Below are 20,083 nucleotides of genomic sequence, written 5' to 3'. Positions count from 1 at the left end.
ACCTTCCTTATCCCCCCTAACGGGAAGGTTGGCCGTTCAAACCGGCCCGGGGACGCCATATCTTCTCAACCCCGCGCAACTGTTCAAGAGGCATCTTCATGGATGATTCTTTTGATGTATCTCAGTTCCTTGGTTATCTTGCTCAAGATCTAGTAGATAGCTTCGCCCGGGCTGGCAACGCAACTACGCCCGGCTTGGTGGGTGGGGCCCGCGAGCATTCCGTTCGAATGAAGCTTCAAACGCTTCTGCCTGCGGCAGCTAGCGTGGCAACAGGCTGCGTTATCGATTCTTTTGGTGGTACATCGAATCAAGCAGATGTGGTGATCCATGAAAGAGATAATTGTCCTGTTTTCTCTATTGGCGGCTCTCCGGAAGCGACTTATATCCCGTGCGAGGGGGTGATTGCTGTTGGCGAAATCAAGAGCACGCTGGGAAGCAAGGAGTTGCGAGATTCAGTCCTCAAAATTAGACGGGTCAAATCACTGCAGCGCGCATCGAAAGACGCGACGTGTTTTAGGCACTTCGGCAGCGCAATGGTAATACAGGGTGCTGACTCTGAAGCCTTCGATCCAGAGCGGAACCGCTACGATCAGCCATTCTGCTTCGTTCTCTGTCAATCTTACGGGGTTAGTCGCGCAACCCTCGGTAAGAATTATGCTGCTATTTGCGCAGAGGCAGCCCCTCACCTTTCTCCGAATGTGGTCGTCTCGCTTACGGAGGGGATAATGCTCTTCGCTGACGCTAAAGGTGCATTGCTTCGCAGTGCCGTGGGAGCCAGTCAAGTTGCGTTTTTCAAACATCCCGGAGGGGATTTTCAATTTCTGTTAAATGAGCTGGTAAATGCTTGCCACAGAGGGCGCACGACTGCTGTATTGCCTTACTCAACTTACATCCTGGGCGAGCAGCTGAACGCATTTGCCCACCCAGATTATGTTCAGATCTAAAGCTAAAGACGCTCTGGAAAAAATTGCGATTTAATTTTAAGCACCGTGGTAGTCGAACAGTTTGCGTGCCGAGCCGCAGCGCGGATTCCAAGCCCAGCCTTCAGTAGCTCCTTTACGCGCTTGTGCAGATCAGCGTCCACCGGCCGCCCCTGATATTTGCCAGCGGCCTTGGCCTTCTCAATGCCCTGGGCCTGGCGGTCGCGCCGCTGCTCGTAATCCTTGCGCGCGATCGCGGCCATCATTTCCACCAGCATCGAGTTGATCGCGGCCAGCATCCGGTCGGTGAATTCGTCGCCTCGCGTGTCACGCATACCCTGATGACTGGTGGGCAGATCCAGCGCGACGATGCGCAGGCCCTTGGCGTCGATCGCAGCCTTGAGTTTGGCCCAGTCATCAGCGGGTAGACGAGAAAGGCGGTCGATGGATTCGACAAGCAGTACGTCACCCTTGCGTGCATCCGAGAGCAGGCGCAGCAGCTCCGGCCGATCTGCGGCGGCACCGCTGGCGTTCTCCAGGTACTCGCAGGCGATGACCTTGTTATGGTCGCTGGCGAACTTCTCCAGGGATGCACGGGCACGGCCGGCGTCTTGCTCGTCGGTGGATGCTCGAAGGTAGGCGCGGATGAACATAGTGCAACCTGTATCAGTTAGGGTGTTATCCTAATACTGTTGCATTTTGGGTGGTACTTATCAAGCAAAAAGGCTGATAAAAGCTCAAATTGCCCGTATCAGCCTAGGCATACCTCGATGTATCATTCTTACCTTTCCCACCAATCCAAAGGTCAAGTAATGGCGGTTCATGATTCTGAAGCTGCAGCCCTTGAGTCGCGCCGTCAATACGCAGTCCTAGCCAAACGGGAAAAAGAACTCGACAGCCTGCGTAAACAGTTAGCAGAGCGGGAAGATTACATCGAGAGCAGGATGCAGCAGGAGCGTAATATTTTCGCGCAACGCGAAACAGAGCTTCTGGCCTCGATAGAGCAACGAAATGAAATGCTTTCAAAGCAAGAGCAAATTCTGTCTCAACGAAGAGAAGCTCTCGAGTCGAGGCTAGCTGAGCAGCAGGCTCAGATGATTGCCGATAAAGATGAGCTTATTTCATTCCGTATGACTCTAGAAGAGCAAAGGAAAGAGTTGGAGCTCGAAAAGAAAAGGCTTACAGAAGAGAGCCAAAAAGCCCTGCAAGGAAATTCTAAACGATTTGTGAAGGACGCACTGGGCCTCCTAAGCTCGAAAGAGAGCCGGTTCCACGGGATATCCATAGCCTGGGCGGTCGCAGGCGCTTTTTCGCTAGTAATCGGTGTTATTATCGCCATTCTTACTATGGTTAACAGCTCCGATAACTTTCATCATGCATCAGGGGCAGGTCTAGCTTATTACTTTTTCCACCTCTTTAGAGGTTTGGTCGTGGTCGGGCTTTGCGGCTTCCTTGCCAGGTACTCCTTTGTTTTCAGTAAGTCTTATATGCATGAGTCTTTGAAACTTGGGGAGAGAGCCCATGCTATTCGTTTTGGAGAGTTTTATCTTGATACTTATGGGGCTAACGCTCAATGGGAAGAGGTCAAGGAAGCCTTTGCCCACTGGAATATAAGTGGGCAAAGCGCATTTTCAAATGCCGAGACTGGCCCAGCTGATCCGGCAGTTGTAGGTGCCGCCACCAACTTGGTAGAAAAGGCGATAGCCAGCGCAGCGGAGCTTGGCAAGAAGTCCTCGTGAGCTTGCTTTCATTTATCTTGTGCTTCGATTGAGGCGGATATAATCGCTCCGCCCCAGCGTCGTTCTCCGATGCAAATCGGTACAGGGTTGCCGCTGGCAGTGGTGTTCTTGGCGGAACCGAAGGCATACGAAGGCAGGTTTTCAGGGGTGCCGCTTTGAGAAAGCCCTTTTGCCTGGGGGCTGAGCATTTGTATCACGCCGCCGACCATCATTGAGGCGCCCATCGTTATCATGGCTGAGCCGAATGGAGCCCCGGCGCCGAACGTGCCGCCGGTAATCACAAGGCCGACCACGACCATCACAGCCCCCACGATCGTCTGCAGGGTACCCCCGCGTTTGCTCCCGCCGACTACGGGCACGATTCGGATCTCACTAGCACCGCCACGCTCGAAATCATCTTCACCGACATTCTTCCTGTTTCGGAAGATCGCGAACCGCATACCTAGCGCTTCCAGGCGCTTGATCTCCTGCTCAAAGCCTTCTAGCGTGGCCTTCAAGGCTCGGAATACCTCCCAGGTGTTTTGGCTGTCCAGCAGATAATCTTTCTTGCGGAAGAACTTGCGAATCAGCGGGCCGGACAGGTAAACGGTGGTCCAAGCTTCAGCTCTTCGAACTTGAGCAGTCATCATGGATTCTCCTTTGGGATTGGAAGGTGGACACCCAGGCGGCGAGCGAGCATTTCGCGACTCTGCAGGCCCTGGATGCGAATAGCCTTCTCGCGGGCAGGGTCAGGGTTCCAGGCTGCGCAGTGGCAGGCCGATACTGCCTTCACGCCGCGGTAAGATCCGCGCAGCAGGTCGGCTGAGATGCGCGCCTCTTCTTCAGTGAAAAATGGGCCGTCTATGTCGACGTGGCGACCACGCTGCACGCACTGCACATTCCAGACGTCATAGCCGCTCACAGCTATGGGATTGACGGCGAAGTCGCCGGTTTTGCACGCCTCGCTGAATCGATCTTTGTAGCTCATTAGGCCGCCTCCGCAGAGGGCTGCTGCTTTATCCGCTCAGCCATCTCGGGCGTCAGGGGGGTGTTGCTTGGCAGTTCCAGCGGAATCGGCTTGAGCCACTCGATCAGGTCCATCAGGCCCTGGCTTACCTTAGTCAGGGAGCCGATCTCTGCTGTCTTGCTGTCAAGCTCTACCCCGGCCCGGATGACGTCATTGCCCAGGGGCTGCACCATGTGCAGGAGGTCGCGCATACCACCCGCCAGGCGGCCCAGCGTCAGCACGGCATCAGTGTGATGGACAGCAATGCCGGCGGCGCCGAGCTGGATCAGCTGTTCATTGGAAAAACCGCTGAGACGGGCGGGGCCGCGCAGGATTGCTGCGGTGATGCGCTGCTCCCGGCCCTGGCGCATTTCGGCCATCAGGTCACTACGGTCCTTCGAGTTCAGGTCGTAGACATAGGCCCTGCACTCGGCATCCATCGCCGCGCCCGCTGTTTCGGCGATACTGGGCAGAGCCGCTTTAGCGGCGTCGGTGAAAAGGGTGTATGCGTCGAGCGACTGACGGGCCTTGACCGAATCGACAACTACACCGGTCGCGAGCTGACTCGGCTCGCAGTGCTGCTGACGCTGCATGTGTTCGTGCGCTCCAGCGAACTGCGCTTCGCCCGATGGGATGAATTCGACCTCAACGGGCGAAGTGGGAGATCCCCGATACCCGTAAGCCGATTGAAGGCGTCCGCTATTCCACACGCGGGACCAAGATGAGTGGGGACGCACGCATGCCTGACAGGCAAAAGCAGCATCCACGACCTGCAGTTAGCTGGCGTAGCAGCAAAGATCAAAAAATCACCGTTTTCGCGTGGTAACGCGTTGGCAAGGTGCGGAGCCTGAGGGCAGAGCTTATCGAGTCAGTTCAATGACTATCGAACGGCTGCCCCCTCAACGCATGAAGCTGGTAATCCATCACTGACTGAAACAGGAACTCCGCGTGCTGCCGTAGCTGCTCGACTTCTTCTGAAGGTGTGCCGGCATGCTGCGCCTCTTGGTAGCCATCCACCACCTGACCACGCAAATAAACATGGCCCTATAACCCAAAAGCCGAATCACAGGCAGTTCTGCTTCCCAGGCGCAGCAACTACCTCTAGCACCCTCCCATGCGCTGTGAATGCATAATCGGTAGTATGGTGCCGGTTTTACCCGTGCTGACGCTTCTAATCAGCAAAGTATTGCCGGTTTCTCCCGTGCACACTATGATAATCAGCATTCAAATGCTGATTAATGGTGTTGCGATGCCGCTCAGACTCACGATCCAGGCTTTCTCCGATGGTGCATGGAGCGATGCAGCAACACTCACGGTTGAGAACCCCGAGCGTGTTGCTGATGGAAGGTGTCTTGTCGCATACGACGACGAATACATCATCGCGAACGTTGACCGCATGGAAGATCGTTGCGAACTGGCCCTAAGCGTTAACCTTCCGTTGAACTGGGACCACCATGACGTCAAAGGGTATCCAGCATTCCTCTACGACATCATTCCCTCTGGTGCTGCCAAGGATTCTCTTGAATCCCGCTACGGGCGTCTTAAACCCGAAGGCGTGGAAATGGGGCTGTACCTTCTAGAACGTTTCACGCCGGCCCCTATTGGGCATGTGCGCATCAAGGAGTCGGTGGAAGGCCTTCAGCCAGATCGGAACGAGGCTTTCGCGCACGCTGAGGTCGTGGACAGGACGAACGAATTTCTTGAGTACGCCTATGAAGCCGGTGCGGCGTTGGGCGGTGCTACCGGTGCCAACGGGCAAGCCCCCAAGCTGGTCATGACCGAAGCCCGCGACGGTGCTTTGTACGCTGATGCGATGCTCCCCGATGACCAGGCGTGCCGTCACTGGCTGATCAAGTTTGCGCGTAATCGAGGTGGCGAGCGCGACAAAGACATCCTGCGAACAGAGTTTCATTACTACAAGGCGGTTGCTGCCCTCGGCCTTGATACGGTTCCCACTGATGGTTTGGCACTTGAAGAGGCGGTGAAGCCAAGCCTCTGGATGCCACGATTTGATCGCCGAGTAGTGGATGGCGTGGTGGAGCGGATACCGCTGGAGTCGGTGTACTCGATCTGCGGCATTACCGGCTACGGGCATCCGATGGCACACGCCGAAGTGGTTCACCGACTGGTAGGTCTATGGATCGAGAACGGCCAGCAGGATGAGGTGGACGACCTGGTGTTCGAGTACGTGCGGCGCGATCTGCTGAACCGCATTCTAGGGAACACCGATAACCACGGCCGCAACACCTCCATCATGCGTGAGGGTGGGAGGTTTCGTTTAGCGCCAATCTATGACCTCGCGCCAATGATCCTGGATGAAGAAGGCATCACACGGACGACGAAGTGGGCGGCGGAGCGTAAGGGGTCTTCTAATTGGGGCGACAACTGCGCTGAGCTTGTTGGTTACACTGATCCCGATGTTCTGCTGCAACGGTTGATGAATGCGGCTGAGGAATTCCGGGCGTTGCCCGATCTGTTGACCGATGCTCCTGAATCGATGCGCAATGCAGCCTCTCTACCCGTGAATAACCTGGATAAGCGACTCGTGGAGTGGGGACTGCGATGAAAAAACTACAGCCTGAAGAGCGCGCTCAGCTCGTAGAGGATATCGTCAAGCGCAACGCGGCGGGGCTCGATCCAATTGGGACATCCATCCGCCGTCTGCGGCTCGAAGTCACCGGGCTTGACCAAGAGACCTTCGCGGTCATGTGCAAGATGTCCACGAAAAGCCTGTACGAACTGGAAAGCGGGAAGTCGAATCCGAAGCTCAGCACTTTGGAGGCCGTGCTGCGTCTCTTTGGCGTGCGGATGGGTATGGTGATGACTGCCAAAGATAAGCCCACTGGAACGGTCGTCGGCAACAATGTTGGCCAGTTGAAGGCTGGTGGGCCAATCGCTGTGGCCGCGCCGCTGGTGGCGAATCTTTCGCCGCTGGCCAGTTCCAACGTGATGGCCGGACCGAAACGAGGAAAAAGCCCTGCGGCAGCCAAAGCGAAGAAGGCAGTGTCGAGGCCGGCATCGCCACGGGCACGGAAAAGCGGTCAGGAAAAGTGAGATTGCGCATTCACTTGCCTCACTGGGCAAGCAAGGTTGCACAACCCTGCCCACGGGGATAAAACGCCTAGGTCGCCGACACATCGGCGATGCGACCTTGGCCGGTCGGAATCGAAAGGCGCAACAGCGCCCAGTCTTCATCGCAGGCGCTTTTTTTGTGCCCGCGATGTTGCGTCATGGCGGTGGTGCGCGGGACACCTTCGGGTGTGCCGGGCCCCTTTCGTCCCGGTCGGCCAACCCGCGTATTGCTGCCACCCTGACTTGTTTGGTCATGAGTGGTGACAAGCTTCCTAGAACAACCCGCTGGTGGCACGCGAATACACCTGCATGAGCGGCTTTCAGAGCGGCAAAAAAAATGTGCCAGGGTGGTTCTGGCACGCGAGCGGTGACAATTTAATGGGAGTCCCTTAACGAAACGGGACTCTCCCAAATGCGTAAATTTCTTCATGACCTCACGGTGGCCATCGTTGGTGGATTCATCTGCGACTTGGTGCTGTCTGTGGCACTCTCACCGGCAATGCTTACACAGCAACCAACCCTGTTGATCCTTGTTATACAAGTGCAATAGGCGGTTCACCTTTTACCGGAAGAGGCGCGGCGTCATTTGGGTGATGGCCGCCGAACTAAGCGATATCAAGCCTTTTCCTACGGCAAGTCACGGCCTTTTCATGCAGCCTTGACCTTGCACTAGCGGACCTGCAGGGATAAATTGCCCTCAGTCGCGGCAAATTCCGCGACCGGGTTTGGCGACCCGGATAAACTTGGCGCATCAGCGCCCCACACGACTGCAGGCGCTTTTTTTATGCTTGCGGCCTCGTGCTATGGCGGCTGTGCGTGGGAGACCCTCGGGTCTGCCGGGTTCCAAGTTCCCGGTTCGCCAACCTGCGTACAGCTGCCACCCATTGTTTGGCGACGGTGCGTGGCAGCTCCAACCTAACTTGGAGTCTCATGCATGCTTACGTTGAGCCGACTCAGGATCCTCGCATCCGCTCTCCGCCGCCTAACCTCGCCGGCGCCTGAACCCCACCGTTTCTACCCTATCCATACCCAGGGCAACCCAAAGCCTGCGCAACGGCAGGTGCCCCATGACTGATAATGAACACATTGCCACCCTCCAGCGCTATGTCTGGACCCTTGAGCTGCTCGGCGAATCGCTGGTGCATCACGACGAGCAACTGGAATGTGATCACCAGCCGCAGCTGAGCTTCCGTGCCACGGCGGGGATTCATCAGGCGATCAGGATCATTAGCCGTTTGGCGGGTGAGCAGTGCGGCAAGCTGCTTGATGAGGGGCGGGCTGGGGAGGGGGAATAGAGGGTTTGTTGTAGGCGTTGGGCGCTGGAAGGTGTTTTGGTCGGGATTGGGGCCGCTGTGCGGCCCATCGCGGCACAAGGCCGCTCCTACAGGATTGGGAAATGGGGTTGATTCGCGATGGGCTGCGCTTGCATGAAAAGCTGAGAACTATATGCACGTTTGGGCAACCTCCCTGTTTCATGACACCGAGGGTTGAGCAAAACCGAAGCTAGCTTTTTCTTGAATTGTTGGCGAACGGTGTCGCCTAGTTTTTGCCATTCTTTCAGTGCCCTGGCATCGAATTCGAGGTTATAGGTCATCCAGCGAAACCTTTACCCGTTGAGGGGAGGCGATGCGTTCGCGAACCGTGGCGAGCAGGGCTTCATCCTCTTCCGTCAGGAGTACCGGTTTGAAAGGCAGTTGCCCGCGCTCTGCCACGTATTGCAACGCTTGGCGCATCAGCTCGGATGGCGTGACGCCCAATTTTTCGAGCTCGCGATAGGCGCGGATTTTGAGATCGTCGTCAATACGAACATTGATGGATGCCATGATATCGGTCCCTTGTAATGACATTGGTCTTTACAATGGCCTAAAGTGGCTCACCGAGCAAGCCAGTACATGGTCTTGCCGACGGGTTGTCGCTTTGATGTGAGTGATGATTGCTGGCGCAGAAGAGGGAGCAGGTATTGGCGCTGAACAGAGTGCGCTTGATGGAGATTGGGGCCGCTGTGCGGCCCATCGCGGCACAAGGCCGCTCCTACAGGGAGGTAGGGTTGTTTTTTGGGGAGAGATCAATTCTCCAGCTCGGTCGCTGGGCGGGCCGGCTGTGTTGGTAATTTGGGCTCGGCTTGAGGGCCTAATCGCGGGGCAAGCCCGCTCCCACAGGGCGTTGCAATGGTCAGGGGCGCTGCGGCCGGGGCTTCGAACCAGGTTGGCCAGGAGCTGCGGTGGCGGGTGTCTTCTTCGATGCAGGGGATGAGCCGTTCGGTCAGCACGGCGGTTTGCTGCACGGCCTTGGCGGTGCGGTATTTCACGCTGTGCACGCATTCCCGGTCGCCAAACTCGCAGCGGTTGAGCGTGGTCCCGCCGCAGGGGCCGTTCGCCAGGCCTTTGGGGCAGCTTTCGGGGCAGATATAGAGCGTGTCTTCCAGTCGGCAGCGGCCGCAGGTGTCGCAACCGAGCAATGGCCTTTTCACGCTGCGTTCCAGGCGATGGAGTACGCGGGCGCCGGTGGGCGTTGCCCAGAGGGGGCGTTGCACGGCCCAGCCGAAGGCCTGGCTCAGCCAGTTGGTGCGGCTGAACAGCAATGAATGCGCGCCGTGCAGCAGGTGGTAACGCGCTGTTTCCTTCGGCGAGGCGCTGACCTGGGACTCACCCAGGCGCCAGTTGGCGCCGGGTGGGTGGAAGGTGACGGCGGGTAGGCCGGGCATCTGCCAGCAGGCTTGCCAGGCGGGGGCCCATTGTTCGAGCGAATGAATGCGGGCCTGCCAGTCGTTGAGGGTGTTTTCCAGTGCCTGCAGTTGTTCCAGGTCGTGGATGCCGGAGAGGTGGATGCCGGCATAGCCCATCAGGCGCAGGCCGATGATCTGCAGGGCCAGGCGCTCGAGGCTGCGGGCCTGGGCGTGGGCCTTGGACACGGCGACCTCGGCGGCGAGCAGGTCGTGCATGGAGGGGGTGACGACGATGCCGGCGACGTGCTCGAAGATCTTCGCGCGGCCCAGGGTCAGGCCCATCACGCAGGCCATCAGCGGCTTGGGGTTAGGCTGGCGGTGCATCCACTGGATGGCTTCGAGGTGCTTGCTGGCGTCGAAGCCCAGTTGCAGGGCGAGAAAATCCGCGCCGGCAGCGAGTTTCTTTTCGGCCTTGAAGTACTGGGCGCCGCCTTCTTCCTCGCGGTACTTGAACGGGTGCATGCCAGCGCCCAGCAGCCAGTCGGGGCGGGCCTGGCGAACGATCTGCAGGGCGGCGACGGACTCGAGGTAGCGCACCGGGCGCTGGCCGAGCACGTGGCCGGGCAGGCGGTCGCCGGTCAGCAGCAGGAGCTGGTCGAGGCCGGCGGCGTCCATCCGTTGCAGTTGGTCGAGCAGATGGTGGCGCTCGCGGTCCTTGCCGGAAAAGTGCAGCAGGGTGGGGTGGGGCTGCTGGAAGCTGCTATAGGCGTCGAGCGGCGACATTTCGAACGGGCTGCCGACGCGGTCGGCGATGGCCACGGTCATGGGCCAGCCGCACAGGTGCTTGCGCGCCATGAGAGCTTCGATGCTGGCGAAGCGCTCGCTGGAAGACTTGGGGACGAACTCCATGACGCAGACGAAGGTGTTGTCGTGCAGCGCCGTTTTCAGCTGGCTCATGGGCGGTCGGGTATCTGGTTTGGGCACAGTGGCATTGTGGGGCAGGGCGGGAAGTGGGGGATGTCCGGATGCGTAGGGAATTGCTTTGAATGAGACATGGGGGGTGGCCTTGAGGGCCCTGATCGCGGGACAAGCCCGCCCCGCAGGGAGGATGCGAGCTGAGGGCGCATCATGAGCAAATCTTGAGTTGTGCTCAAATTAAATGAGTTTGTCTCACGCTGCTGTGCCCAGGAAAATCCCCTCATTCATTTTCACGTTTCTGAGGGACAAGACATGGCACTGGCGCACAACCTGGGCTTTCCGCGTATTGGGCGCGACCGCGAGCTGAAGAAGGCCCAGGAGGCCTTCTGGAAGGGCGAGCTCGACGAAGCCGGCCTGCGCGCGGTGGGCCGCGAGCTGCGCGCCACACACTGGCAAGTGCAGAAGGACGCGGGTATCGAGCTGCTGCCGGTCGGCGACTTTGCCTGGTACGACCAGGTACTCACCCATTCGTTGACCTTCGGCGTGATCCCGGCGCGCTTTGGCGCCCAAGACGGTGCCAAGCCGACCCTGCACACCCTCTTCGCCATGGCCCGGGGCGTCAGCGACAATTGCTGTGGCGCTCATGCCCAGGAGATGACCAAGTGGTTCGACACCAACTACCACTACCTGGTCCCGGAATTCACCGCCGACCAAGCCTTCACCCTGAGTTGGGAACAGCTGTTCGAGGAAGTGGATGAGGCCAAGGCCCTGGGCCATGCGGTCAAGCCGGTGGTGATCGGCCCGCTGACCTACCTGTGGCTGGGCAAGGCCAAGGGCGGTGACTTCGACAAGCTGGAGCTGGTCGATCGCCTGCTGCCGCTCTACGACACCATCTTCAACCGCCTGGCCGGCCAAGGCGTGGAATGGGTGCAGATCGACGAGCCGATCCTGGCGCTGGACCTGCCTCAAGACTGGAAGAATGCCTACGAGCGCGTCTACAACATCCTGCAGCGCGCGCCGCTGAAGAAGTTGGTCGCCACCTATTTCGGCGGCCTGGAAGACAACCTGGGCCTGGCTGCCAACCTGCCGGTCGATGGCCTGCACATCGACCTGGTACGCGCGCCGGAGCAGTTCCCGACCATTCTCGATCGCCTGCCGGCCTACAAGGTCCTGTCCCTGGGCGTGGTCAATGGCCGCAACGTGTGGCGCTGCGATCTGGAAAAGGCCCTGGGTGTGCTGCGCCACGCCGCCGAGCGCCTGGGCGAGCGGCTGTGGGTCGCGCCGTCCTGCTCGTTGCTGCACGGCCCGGTGGATGTGGCCCGTGAAGACCAGCTCGATGCCGAGCTGCAAAGCTGGCTGGCCTTCGCCGTGCAGAAGTGCCAGGAAGTGGCCGTGCTGGCCAAGGCCATCGACGCGCCGCAGGCCCCCGAGGTGCTCGTGGCCCTGGAGCAAAGCCGCGCCGTGCAGGCCAGCCGCGCCGCCTCGCCGCGTATCCACAAGCCGGTCGTGCAGGCTCGGGTAGCGGCGATCGAGCCGGCGGACAGCCAGCGCCAGTCGGTCTTCGCCCAGCGCATCGTTAAGCAGCGTGCCGTATTGGATCTGCCGGCGTTTCCGACCACGACGATTGGCTCCTTCCCACAAACTGCGTCGATCCGTCTGGCGCGCCGGGCATACAAACAAGGCCAGCTGGCCGAGGCCGACTACATCGAGGCGATGCAGAACGAAATCCGCCAGGCGGTGCAGATCCAGGAGCAACTGGGCCTGGATGTGCTGGTGCACGGCGAGGCCGAGCGCAACGACATGGTCGAGTACTTCGCCGAGCAGCTCGACGGCTACGCCTTCACGCGTTTCGGTTGGGTGCAGAGCTACGGTTCACGCTGCGTGAAGCCGGCGGTGATCGTCGGCGACCTGAGCCGCCCGAAAGCCATGACCGTAGGCTGGAGTACCTATGCCCAGGGCCTGACCGACAAGCCGATGAAGGGCATGCTGACAGGCCCGGTGACCATGCTGATGTGGTCCTTCCCGCGTGAGGACGTGAGCCGTGAGACCCAGGCCCGGCAGCTGGCGCTGGCCATTCGTGACGAAGTGCTGGACCTCGAGGCGGCGGGCATCCGCATCGTGCAGATCGACGAAGCCGCCTTCCGCGAGGGTCTGCCACTGCGTCGCAATGCCTGGCCGCATTACCTGGACTGGGCGACCGAAGCCTTCCGCCTGTGCGCCTCGGGCGTGCGTGACGAGACCCAGATCCACACCCACATGTGCTACAGCGAGTTCAACGATGTGATCGAGTCGATCGCTGCGATGGACGCCGATGTGATCACCATCGAGACTTCGCGTTCGGACATGGAGCTGTTGGCGGCCTTCGAGCGTTTCAACTACCCCAACGAGATCGGCCCTGGGGTGTACGACATCCACTCGCCACGGGTGCCGGGCAAGGAGGCGATGGTGGAGTTGTTGCGCAAGGCGGCCCTGCGTATTCCGGCCGAGCGGCTGTGGGTCAACCCGGACTGTGGCTTGAAGACCCGTGGCTGGCCGGAGACCGAGGCGGCATTGGTGAACATGGTGGCTGCGGCTCGGGAGCTGCGGGGTGATGGCTTGGTTGTGGGTTCGAAGGGGTAGGGCGGCGGGGGCCGGTGTTGCCTGTACTGGCCCAATCGCGGGACAAGCCCCCACAGGGATCCCATGGCAACAAGCGTACACGGGGCCTGTGGGAGCCAACTGTCTTGAGCTCCCACAGGTACGGCGGTGTCTCTGAAGACAGCGCAGGCCTGTGGGAGCGGGCTTGTCCCGCGATTGGGCCTTAAGATCAGCGCTCGATCGCCAGCGCCACACCCTGCCCGCCACCAATGCACAGCGTCGCCAGCCCTTTCTTGGCATCGCGCTTGATCATCTCGTGCAGCAAGGTCACCAACACGCGGCAGCCGGAGGCGCCGATGGGGTGGCCAAGGGCGATGGCGCCGCCGTTGACGTTGACGCGCGCAGCGTCCCACTCCAGCGACTTGCCCACCGCCAGGGCCTGGGCGGCGAAGGCTTCGTTGGCTTCGATCAGGTCCACATCGCCCAGCTGCCAACCGGCTTTATCCAAGCAGCGCTGGGTGGCGGACACCGGGCCGATGCCCATGATCGCCGGGTCGACGCCTGCGCTGGCATAGGATGCGATCTTCGCCAGCACCGGCAGGCCCAGGGCTTTGGCCTTGGTGGCGCTCATCAGCAGCACGGCGGCGGCGCCGTCGTTCAGGCTCGAGGCGTTGCCGGCGGTGACGCTGCCGTCTTTCTTGAAGGCCGCGCGCAGCTTGCCCAAGGCCTCGGCCGTGGTGCCGGGGCGTGGCTGTTCATCGGTGTCGAACACCCGCGGCTCGCCTTTTTTCTGCGACATCACGATCGGGGTGATTTCATCCTTGAAGTGGCCGGCTTCGATGGCGGCCACGGCCTTGCGCTGGGATTCGGCGGCGAAGGCATCCTGCTGCTCGCGGGTGAGGCCGTATTTTTCCACCAGGTTCTCGGCGGTGATGCCCATGTGGTAGTCGTTGAAGGCGTCCCACAGGCCATCGCTGATCATGGTGTCGACCATCTGGCCATGGCCCATGCGCTGGCCGGTGCGGGCCGAGGGCAGCACGTAGGGCGCCAGGCTCATGTTCTCCTGGCCGCCGGCGATCACCACCTCGGCGTCGCCGCAGCGGATCGCCTGGGCCGCCAGGTGCAGGGCCTTCAGGCCCGAGCCGCACACCTTGTTCAGGGTCAGGGCGGGCACGCTGTAGGGCAGGCCGGCCTTGATCGCGGCCTGGCGCGCCGGGTTCTGGCCGGCACCCGCGGTCAGCACTTGGCCGAGGATCACTTCGTCGACCTGGGCCGGGGCCAGCTGGGTCTGCTCCAGCAGGCGCTTGATGACTGCGGCGCCGAGGTCCACGGCCGGCACATTGGCCAGCGCACCCTGGAAGCTGCCGATGGCGGTACGGGTTGCGGCGACGATGACCACGTCGTTCATCTTGTTGTTCTCCGTGCAAGGGGTGGGCGCCGGGTCGGCGGATTGCACCAGCATCGGCGGGTTGGGTTCATTTGTTAAGTTTGTTTTTCTTTGCGATTGATCCGAAAAGCAAATGAATGGCCGGCAGGCGTGAAGAGGGCCCTCGGGCAAATGCGCCGCGGCTGGCTAAGCTTGTTCTGTTCACTTCTCCCATTGGAGCCATCACCATGCGGACCCTGATCGCCGTCGGCGTGCTGCTCGCAAGCAGCGCCGCCTTCGCCACCACCGAATGCACCACTGCCGACAAAAGCACCTGGCAAGACCAGGAAAAATTCCAGGCCCAACTCAAGGAGCAGGGCTATCGCATCAACAAGTTCAAGGTCACCAAGGGTAACTGCTACGAGATCTACGGCTTCGACAAGGACGGCCGCAAGGTCGAGATCTACCACGACCCGGTGACCGGCAAGGCGGTCAAGAGCGAGATCCATGACTGATGGCCAGCGTGCGGCTCTGGGACCCGTTGCTCAGGTGCTGCCACTGGTCCCTGGCCTTGGTGTTCTTCGCCAATTCCTTCTTCAACGAAGAGGGTGACGACTGGCACCAATGGCTGGGCTACTACGCCTTGGCCTGCGTGGCCGTGCGCCTGGTCTGGGGCTTCGTGGGGCCGCCCCCCGCCGGTGGGGGGGGCCGCCCGGGGGGGGGGGGGGGCACTTCTGGCTGACGCCGTCGCGGCTGGCGGCACACGCCAGGGCCCTGGTGAAGGGCGCGCCCTATCATCGTCTTGGCCATTCGCCGATCGGCGCGCTGGTGATGCTGCTGATGCTTGCCTGCGTCGTCGGGTTGGGCGTGACCGGCTGGCTGTCCCAGGAAGTGGATGCCCTGTGGGGCGTCGACTGGCCCACGGATGTGCACAGCGTCCTGGCCAACGCCTTGCTGGCGCTGGTCTGCGTGCACCTGCTGGCTGCGGTGGTGGAGAGCGTGCGCCTGCGGGAAAACCTGCCGCTGTCGATGCTCACCGGCCGCCGTCGCCTGCCGGACGACCAGGGCTGAGCCAGGTTGTTTTGAATCACGCCAATCACCTCCGTAATATGTGTCGGATAACCTGCGGGGGTAGTCTCACCCTCTGATCAAACGGAATCGTCCCCTGCGGCGCGCTTCCTCGGCACAAACCTGAAGAGGTACAGACATTGGCCATCATTCATCCCAAGGTTCGCGGTTTCATCTGCACCACGACTCACCCGAAGGGCTGCGAGCTCAACGTTCGTGACCAGATCGAAGCCACCCGCAAGCAGGGTGTGCGCGAAGATGGTCCGAAGAAAGTCCTGGTGATCGGTGCATCCAGCGGCTACGGCCTGGCGGCGCGCATCACCGCAGCCTTCGGCTTCAAGGCCGACACCCTGGGTGTGTTCTTCGAAAAGCCGGGCACCGAGACCAAGGCCGGTACCGCCGGTTGGTACAACGCTGCCGCCTTCGACAAGTTCGCCAAGGCTGAAGGCCTGTACAGCAAGTCGATCAACGGTGACGCCTTCTCCGACGAAGCCCGCGCCAAGGTCATCGAGCTGATCAAGAACGAAATGGGCGGCAAGGTCGACCTGGTGGTCTACTCGCTGGCCTCGCCGGTGCGCAAGCTGCCGCAGACCGGCGAACTGGTACGCTCGGCGCTCAAGCCGATCGGCCAGCCGTACAAGTCGACCGCCATCGACACCAACAAGGACACCATCATCGAGGCCAGCATCGAGCCGGCCACCGAGCAGGAAATCCAGGACACCGTCACCGTCATGGGCGGCCAGGACTGGCAGCTGTGGATCGACGCCCTGGCGGGCGCCGGCGTGTTGGCCGAAGGTGCGCGTACCGTGGCCTTCAGCTACATCGGCACGGAAATCACCTGGCCGATCTACTGGCACGGTGCTCTGGGCCAGGCCAAGCAGGACCTGGACGAAACCGCCCTGCGCCTGGACAAGAAGCTGGCCGCCGAGGTCAAGGGTGGCGCCAACGTGGCGGTGCTCAAGTCGGTCGTCACCCAGGCCAGCTCGGCCATCCCGGTCATGCCGCTGTACCTGTCGATGGTCTTCAAGATCATGCAGGAGAAGGGCGTGCACGAAGGGACCCAGGACCAGCTGGACCGCATGTTCCGTGACCGCATGTACCGCGCCGATGGCGCTGCGATGCCGGTGGACGAAAAGGCCCGCCTGCGCCTGGACGACTGGGAACTGCGCGACGACGTGCAGGACGCCTGCAAGGCCCTGTGGCCGCAGGTAACCACCGAGAACCTGTTCCAGCTGACCGACTATGCCGGTTACAAGAAGCAGTTCCTCAACCTGTTCGGCTTCGAGCGCGCTGACGTCAACTATGACGAAGACGTGGCCACCGACGTGAAGTTCGACTGCGTCGAACTGTAAGCGCTCGTAGGTTGTGGGGGCCGCTGTGCGGCCCCTTTCGCGGCGCAAGGCCGCTCCTACAGGGCGACCTCCGGCCCCTGTAGGAGCGGCCTTGTGCCGCGATTGGAGGGCAAAGCCCTCCCCAATACCCCCACCCACCCACGAAAAGGGCCACAAAAGCCCCAGGTTTTTGCTAGCGTTGGCGCACCAGCACAGGACGCGCGCCATGAGCAGCCTCATCCAACCCGCCACCGCCTTTCGCCACACCGCTGCCGATGGCTACACCCTCGGCGGTTTCTGCTGGCGCCATGCCGAACCCGACGCCCAGCGCCCGCTGGTGATCATCAACGCCGCCACCTCGGTGCGCTGCCGCTACTACACGCGTTTTGCCGACTACCTCTTCGCCCAGGGCTTCGATGTGCTGACCTACGACTACCGGGGTATCGGCGAGTCGCGCCCGGCATCGCTGCGCGGCTTCCAGGCGTCCTGGAGCGACTGGGGGCGGCTGGATTTCGAGGCCATGCTGCAACTGGCCGGCGAAGCCTTCCCCGGCCAGCCGGTGGATGTAGTAGGGCACAGTTTCGGCGGCTGCGCGGTGGGCCTGGCGCCCTCCGGCAACCGGCTGCGGCGGGTGGTGATGGTGGGCGCGCAGTTCGCCTACTGGCGCGACTACGCAGCTGACCAGCGCTGGCGACTGCTTGGCAAATGGCACCTAGTGATGCCGCTGCTGACCCGCTTGTGTGGCTACTTCCCCGGCAAGCGCCTGGGCTGGATGGAAGACACCCCGGCCGGGGTGGTGCACGACTGGACCACCCGCACGCCACGCTACGAGCATCGCCCCAGTGGCCGGACGCTGGCCGAGCTGCCGTTCGCCAGGGTGCGCGCGGCGACCCTGGCGATCAGCCTGACCGACGACCCATTCGGCACCGTGGCCGCCACCGAGCGTCTGCTGGGGTACTTGCAGAACGCCGAGCGTCGGCACCTGCGCCTGGCGCCTGGGGATATCTCGGTGGGTGAGATCGGCCATTTCGCGTTCTTCCACGACCGTTTCCGCGAAAGCCTGTGGCCGATTGCCTTGGCCTGGTTGCAGCAAGGCGGGTTGCCCGATCAGGTACCGGGTCAAGTCATCGGTTGAGGTTGCCTGATCCGGCCCAATCGCGGGGCAAGCCCGCTCCCACAAAAAACGTCGTCGCCCTCTGGACTGCCTCCAAGGTTTGGAGGGTAAGGGCAGTTCAGGGAGCCAACTGTCTTGAGTTGCTTGCCCCGGTCCTATCGCTGGCAAGCCAGCTCCCACAGGTACGGCGGTATCTCTGAAAACAGCGCAGGCCTGGTGGGAGCGGGCTTGCCCCGCGATTGGGCCGGCCCTGCCAACTTCAAACATGATACCCATACAGCGTGGCCAGCAGCCCCGCCAACGCACAGGCGATCAACACCTCCAGCACCCCGCGGCGGAACAGCAGCAACCCCAATGCCGCCAGCACCGCAATCAGTAGCGCCAGCCAATCGACCCCGGCGCCGAACCCATGGGGCCAGAACACGTGGTAGCCGAAGAACAGCGCCAGGTTGAGGATCACCCCCACCACCGCCGCGCTGATCGCCGTCAGCGGCGCGGTGAAACGCAGCTGCCGCCGTGTGCTCTCCACCAGCGGCGCGCCGATCAGGATGAATAGGAACGAGGGCAGGAAGGTGAACCAGGTCACCAGGCACGCCGCCAGGGCGCCAGCGAGGAATGCCTGGTCGGCGCCGAACTGCGCCTGCACGTAGCCGCCCACGAAGCCGACGAAGGCCACCAGCATGATCAACGGCCCCGGCGTGCTCTCGCCCAGGGCCAACCCATCGATCATCTGCGTCGGCGTCAGCCAGCCGTAATGAGTCACCGCCCCCTGGTACACATACGGCAACACCGCATAGGCGCCACCAAAGGTCAGCAAGGCGGCCTTGGTGAAGAACCAGGCCATCTGGGTGAAGGTACCTTCCCAGCCGAACAGCAGTGTCAGTGCCGCCATCGGCAGGCACCACAGCGCGGCGCCGCAGGCCACCAGCCACAGCAGGCGCGGCCAGCGGAAGCGGGTGTGCTCCGGTTGTACCGAGGGCTCTTCCGCCACCGGCTGCTGCCCGCCGCTGGCGCGCACTGTCTGGAACAGGCTCGGTTGCCAGCGCCCGCCTAGGTAGCCGAGCACACCGGCACCGATGACGATCAGCGGGAATGGCAGGCCCAGGCCGAACAAGGCCACGAACGCCGCCAGGGCGATGGCCCACAACGCGGCGTTGTGCAGCACTCGCGAGCCGATGCGCCACGCGGCCTGGAGCACGATGGCGGTAATCGCGGGCTTGAGCCCGTAGAACAGGCCGGCCACCACCGGCTGCTGGCCATGGGCGACATACACCCATGACAGGCCGATGAGGATGAACAGCGACGGCAGGACGAACAACCCGCCGGCGACGATGCCGCCCCAGGTGCGGTGCATCAGCCAGCCGAGGTACGTGGCCAACTGTTGGGCTTCCGGGCCGGGCAGCAACATGCAGTAATTGAGGGCGTGGAGGAAGCGCGACTCGCTGAGCCAGCGGCGTCGCTCGACGATCTCGCGGTGCATCAGGGCGATCTGCCCGGCGGGGCCGCCGAAGCCGATGAAGCCCAGCTTGAGCCAGAACAGCATGGCCTGGCGAAAGGGGATAGGGTGCTCGGTCTGCATGCAGGTCTATCCAGAGGGCAAGGGGAGAGCTGCGCCCTCCCAATCGCCGGCAAGCTGGCTCCCACAAGGCCAGTGGCAGCCGGCTTGCCGGCGATCGGGCGGTGATATCAGGCGTTGCGGGTAAGTGGCTGCGCCGCGAACTTCACCCCGGCCAACCCATGCTTGATCAGCGCACGGATATTGGCATGGTCGCTCCCGTCGGGAGTGGCCAGCACACTGCGGTAGTGCTCGCCGAATGCCAGCAACGCTTCCTGGTCGCTCAGGCCTTCGAGCAAGGCCAGGCCCAGGGTCTTGCACGACCCCTCGTTCTGCCCGGCGGCGTTGGCCACCCCGCCATTGTCGAAGGCCTGTGGCTGGTAGCTGTAGTGGGCGGCGACGAATGCCAGGGTATCGGCGAATACATGCTCGCCGCTGGCGAGGCTGGCCCGCAGGGTGGTCAGATCAGTCACGTGGCTTTCCTTTTTCGAACGCTGCTTGTTGCTCGGCGCTGGCTTCTTTCTGGTATTGGGCCTTCCAGTCGGCGTAGGGCATGCCATACACCTGCTCGCGGGCGTCATCCAGGCTCATCTCGATCTGGCGTTCGTCGGCGGCGGCCTTGTACCATTTGGACAGGCAGTTGCGGCAGAAACCGGAGAGGTTCATCAGGTCGATGTTCTGCACATCGGTGCGTTTTTGCAGGTGTTCGACCAGGCGCCGGAACGCGGCGGCCTCGAGTTCGAGCTGTTGTTGCGCAGTCATGGGAGCTTTCC

The 20,083-nt window shown here is 61.6% G+C and carries 19 protein-coding genes and 3 pseudogenes; 11 read left to right on the top strand and 11 right to left on the bottom strand.

What is annotated here, in order from left to right:
* Positions 1 to 98: 98 nt before the first annotated feature.
* Positions 99 to 944 (top strand): DUF6602 domain-containing protein, encoded by an 846-nt coding sequence (locus tag IRZ56_RS07955; protein ID WP_196144445.1) that lies wholly within the window; start codon positions 99 to 101, stop codon positions 942 to 944.
* 2 nt (positions 945 to 946) lie between these two features.
* On the opposite strand, the gene IRZ56_RS07950 is transcribed toward IRZ56_RS07955, so the two are convergent.
* Positions 947 to 1,573 (bottom strand): recombinase family protein, encoded by a 627-nt coding sequence (locus IRZ56_RS07950; RefSeq protein WP_196144444.1) that lies wholly within the window; start codon positions 1,571 to 1,573, stop codon positions 947 to 949.
* A gap of 117 nt (positions 1,574 to 1,690) precedes the next feature.
* Here IRZ56_RS07950 and IRZ56_RS07945 point away from each other — a divergent pair, with 117 nt between their 5' ends.
* Positions 1,691 to 2,659 carry a hypothetical protein gene (locus tag IRZ56_RS07945; protein WP_196144443.1) on the top strand — a complete coding sequence of 323 codons (969 nt, stop codon included), beginning with the start codon at positions 1,691 to 1,693 and terminating at the stop codon, positions 2,657 to 2,659.
* A gap of 8 nt (positions 2,660 to 2,667) precedes the next feature.
* On the opposite strand, the gene IRZ56_RS07940 is transcribed toward IRZ56_RS07945, so the two are convergent.
* From IRZ56_RS07940 to IRZ56_RS07930, 3 genes are read right to left on the bottom strand one after another with little or no spacing between them, the layout of a single operon-like run.
* Positions 2,668 to 3,285 carry a tail assembly protein gene (locus IRZ56_RS07940; RefSeq protein ID WP_196144480.1) on the bottom strand — a complete coding sequence of 206 codons (618 nt, stop codon included), beginning with the start codon at positions 3,283 to 3,285 and terminating at the stop codon, positions 2,668 to 2,670.
* Complete coding sequence (locus IRZ56_RS07935) at positions 3,285 to 3,626, bottom strand: hypothetical protein (protein ID WP_196144442.1); 342 nt, start codon at positions 3,624 to 3,626, stop codon at positions 3,285 to 3,287. The genes IRZ56_RS07940 and IRZ56_RS07935 overlap by 1 nt, the downstream gene beginning before the upstream one ends.
* Complete coding sequence (locus tag IRZ56_RS07930) at positions 3,626 to 4,237, bottom strand: hypothetical protein (RefSeq protein ID WP_230390349.1); 612 nt, start codon at positions 4,235 to 4,237, stop codon at positions 3,626 to 3,628. Before IRZ56_RS07930 ends, IRZ56_RS07935 begins: the two co-directional genes overlap by 1 nt.
* On the opposite strand from IRZ56_RS07930, the pseudogene IRZ56_RS23125 reads away from it, so the two are divergent.
* The 4 genes and pseudogenes from IRZ56_RS23125 to IRZ56_RS07915 form a co-directional block, all read left to right on the top strand.
* Positions 4,172 to 4,386 (top strand): annotated as a pseudogene (locus tag IRZ56_RS23125) (integrase); the annotation flags it as partial. The gene IRZ56_RS07930 and the pseudogene IRZ56_RS23125 overlap by 66 nt on opposite strands.
* Positions 4,387 to 4,854: 468 nt before the next feature.
* Positions 4,855 to 6,210: a type II toxin-antitoxin system HipA family toxin gene (locus IRZ56_RS07925; RefSeq protein WP_196144441.1), complete on the top strand. Its 1,356-nt coding sequence runs from the start codon at positions 4,855 to 4,857 to the stop codon at positions 6,208 to 6,210.
* A complete protein-coding gene (locus IRZ56_RS07920) occupies positions 6,207 to 6,698 on the top strand; it encodes a helix-turn-helix domain-containing protein (protein ID WP_196144440.1) in 492 nt (163 codons plus the stop codon). Before IRZ56_RS07925 ends, IRZ56_RS07920 begins: the two co-directional genes overlap by 4 nt.
* 1,085 nt (positions 6,699 to 7,783) lie before the next feature.
* Positions 7,784 to 8,011: a hypothetical protein gene (locus IRZ56_RS07915; protein ID WP_196144439.1), complete on the top strand. Its 228-nt coding sequence runs from the start codon at positions 7,784 to 7,786 to the stop codon at positions 8,009 to 8,011.
* A gap of 164 nt (positions 8,012 to 8,175) precedes the next feature.
* On the opposite strand, the pseudogene IRZ56_RS07910 reads toward IRZ56_RS07915, so the two are convergent.
* From IRZ56_RS07910 to IRZ56_RS07900, 3 genes and pseudogenes are all read right to left on the bottom strand, one after another.
* Positions 8,176 to 8,310, bottom strand: a pseudogene (locus IRZ56_RS07910) (type II toxin-antitoxin system RelE family toxin); the annotation flags it as partial.
* Positions 8,300 to 8,539, bottom strand: a complete 240-nt coding sequence (locus IRZ56_RS07905) for a type II toxin-antitoxin system RelB/DinJ family antitoxin (RefSeq protein WP_196144438.1) — start codon at positions 8,537 to 8,539, stop codon at positions 8,300 to 8,302. The gene IRZ56_RS07905 and the pseudogene IRZ56_RS07910, both read right to left, overlap by 11 nt.
* Before the next feature lie 242 nt (positions 8,540 to 8,781).
* Positions 8,782 to 10,338: a methylenetetrahydrofolate reductase C-terminal domain-containing protein gene (locus tag IRZ56_RS07900; protein WP_196144437.1), complete on the bottom strand. Its 1,557-nt coding sequence runs from the start codon at positions 10,336 to 10,338 to the stop codon at positions 8,782 to 8,784.
* A gap of 273 nt (positions 10,339 to 10,611) precedes the next feature.
* Here IRZ56_RS07900 and metE point away from each other — a divergent pair, with 273 nt between their 5' ends.
* Positions 10,612 to 12,918 carry a 5-methyltetrahydropteroyltriglutamate--homocysteine S-methyltransferase gene (gene metE / locus IRZ56_RS07895; RefSeq protein WP_196144436.1) on the top strand — a complete coding sequence of 769 codons (2,307 nt, stop codon included), beginning with the start codon at positions 10,612 to 10,614 and terminating at the stop codon, positions 12,916 to 12,918.
* Between the two features lie 187 nt (positions 12,919 to 13,105).
* On the opposite strand, the gene IRZ56_RS07890 is transcribed toward metE, so the two are convergent.
* Entirely contained in the window at positions 13,106 to 14,284 is a 1,179-nt protein-coding gene (locus IRZ56_RS07890) for an acetyl-CoA C-acetyltransferase (RefSeq protein WP_196144435.1), read from the bottom strand.
* 206 nt (positions 14,285 to 14,490) lie between these two features.
* On the opposite strand from IRZ56_RS07890, the gene IRZ56_RS07885 reads away from it, so the two are divergent.
* From IRZ56_RS07885 to IRZ56_RS07870, 4 genes and pseudogenes are all read left to right on the top strand, one after another.
* The gene (locus IRZ56_RS07885; RefSeq protein WP_196144434.1) at positions 14,491 to 14,757 is read left to right on the top strand and encodes a PepSY domain-containing protein; all 267 of its coding nucleotides are present in this window, start codon (positions 14,491 to 14,493) and stop codon (positions 14,755 to 14,757) included.
* Positions 14,757 to 15,313: pseudogene (locus IRZ56_RS07880) on the top strand (cytochrome b/b6 domain-containing protein). Before IRZ56_RS07885 ends, IRZ56_RS07880 begins: the two are co-directional and overlap by 1 nt.
* A 137-nt stretch (positions 15,314 to 15,450) precedes the next feature.
* Positions 15,451 to 16,662: an enoyl-ACP reductase FabV gene (gene fabV, locus IRZ56_RS07875; protein WP_196144433.1), complete on the top strand. Its 1,212-nt coding sequence runs from the start codon at positions 15,451 to 15,453 to the stop codon at positions 16,660 to 16,662.
* 205 nt (positions 16,663 to 16,867) lie between these two features.
* Complete coding sequence (locus tag IRZ56_RS07870) at positions 16,868 to 17,776, top strand: alpha/beta fold hydrolase (RefSeq protein WP_196144432.1); 909 nt, start codon at positions 16,868 to 16,870, stop codon at positions 17,774 to 17,776.
* 238 nt (positions 17,777 to 18,014) lie between these two features.
* On the opposite strand, the gene chrA is transcribed toward IRZ56_RS07870, so the two are convergent.
* The 3 genes from chrA to IRZ56_RS07855 all read right to left on the bottom strand — a co-directional run bounded on the left by chrA (position 18,015) and on the right by IRZ56_RS07855 (position 20,072).
* Entirely contained in the window at positions 18,015 to 19,334 is a 1,320-nt protein-coding gene (gene chrA, locus IRZ56_RS07865) for a chromate efflux transporter (RefSeq protein ID WP_196144431.1), read from the bottom strand.
* Positions 19,335 to 19,441: 107 nt separating this feature from the next.
* Positions 19,442 to 19,783, bottom strand: a complete 342-nt coding sequence (locus IRZ56_RS07860) for a HopJ type III effector protein (RefSeq protein WP_196144430.1) — start codon at positions 19,781 to 19,783, stop codon at positions 19,442 to 19,444.
* Positions 19,776 to 20,072 (bottom strand): DUF1244 domain-containing protein, encoded by a 297-nt coding sequence (locus IRZ56_RS07855; RefSeq protein ID WP_416766475.1) that lies wholly within the window; start codon positions 20,070 to 20,072, stop codon positions 19,776 to 19,778. Before IRZ56_RS07855 ends, IRZ56_RS07860 begins: the two co-directional genes overlap by 8 nt.
* Between the last annotated feature and the right edge of the window lie 11 nt (positions 20,073 to 20,083).

The organism is Pseudomonas guariconensis, assembly GCF_015680235.1.
GTDB classification, from domain to species: Bacteria; Pseudomonadota; Gammaproteobacteria; order Pseudomonadales; family Pseudomonadaceae; genus Aquipseudomonas; species Aquipseudomonas guariconensis_A.
This window is presented reverse-complemented; position numbering and strand designations above follow the sequence as displayed.

Bases quoted from the DNA above. Each gene is read 5' to 3' on its own strand.
- IRZ56_RS07955 (WP_196144445.1), top strand. From the start codon at position 99: ATGGATGATTCTTTTGATGTATCTCAGTTCCTTGGTTATCTTGCTCAA.
- IRZ56_RS07950 (WP_196144444.1), bottom strand. From the start codon at position 1,573: ATGTTCATCCGCGCCTACCTTCGAGCATCCACCGACGAGCAAGACGCC.
- IRZ56_RS07945 (WP_196144443.1), top strand. From the start codon at position 1,691: ATGTATCATTCTTACCTTTCCCACCAATCCAAAGGTCAAGTAATGGCG.
- IRZ56_RS07940 (WP_196144480.1), bottom strand. From the start codon at position 3,285: ATGACTGCTCAAGTTCGAAGAGCTGAAGCTTGGACCACCGTTTACCTG.
- IRZ56_RS07935 (WP_196144442.1), bottom strand. From the start codon at position 3,626: ATGAGCTACAAAGATCGATTCAGCGAGGCGTGCAAAACCGGCGACTTC.
- IRZ56_RS07930 (WP_230390349.1), bottom strand. From the start codon at position 4,237: ATGCAGCGTCAGCAGCACTGCGAGCCGAGTCAGCTCGCGACCGGTGTA.
- IRZ56_RS07925 (WP_196144441.1), top strand. From the start codon at position 4,855: ATGATAATCAGCATTCAAATGCTGATTAATGGTGTTGCGATGCCGCTC.
- IRZ56_RS07920 (WP_196144440.1), top strand. From the start codon at position 6,207: ATGAAAAAACTACAGCCTGAAGAGCGCGCTCAGCTCGTAGAGGATATC.
- IRZ56_RS07915 (WP_196144439.1), top strand. From the start codon at position 7,784: ATGACTGATAATGAACACATTGCCACCCTCCAGCGCTATGTCTGGACC.
- IRZ56_RS07905 (WP_196144438.1), bottom strand. From the start codon at position 8,539: ATGGCATCCATCAATGTTCGTATTGACGACGATCTCAAAATCCGCGCC.
- IRZ56_RS07900 (WP_196144437.1), bottom strand. From the start codon at position 10,338: ATGAGCCAGCTGAAAACGGCGCTGCACGACAACACCTTCGTCTGCGTC.
- metE (WP_196144436.1), top strand. From the start codon at position 10,612: ATGGCACTGGCGCACAACCTGGGCTTTCCGCGTATTGGGCGCGACCGC.
- IRZ56_RS07890 (WP_196144435.1), bottom strand. From the start codon at position 14,284: ATGAACGACGTGGTCATCGTCGCCGCAACCCGTACCGCCATCGGCAGC.
- IRZ56_RS07885 (WP_196144434.1), top strand. From the start codon at position 14,491: ATGCGGACCCTGATCGCCGTCGGCGTGCTGCTCGCAAGCAGCGCCGCC.
- IRZ56_RS07870 (WP_196144432.1), top strand. From the start codon at position 16,868: ATGAGCAGCCTCATCCAACCCGCCACCGCCTTTCGCCACACCGCTGCC.
- chrA (WP_196144431.1), bottom strand. From the start codon at position 19,334: ATGCAGACCGAGCACCCTATCCCCTTTCGCCAGGCCATGCTGTTCTGG.
- IRZ56_RS07855 (WP_416766475.1), bottom strand. From the start codon at position 20,072: ATGACTGCGCAACAACAGCTCGAACTCGAGGCCGCCGCGTTCCGGCGC.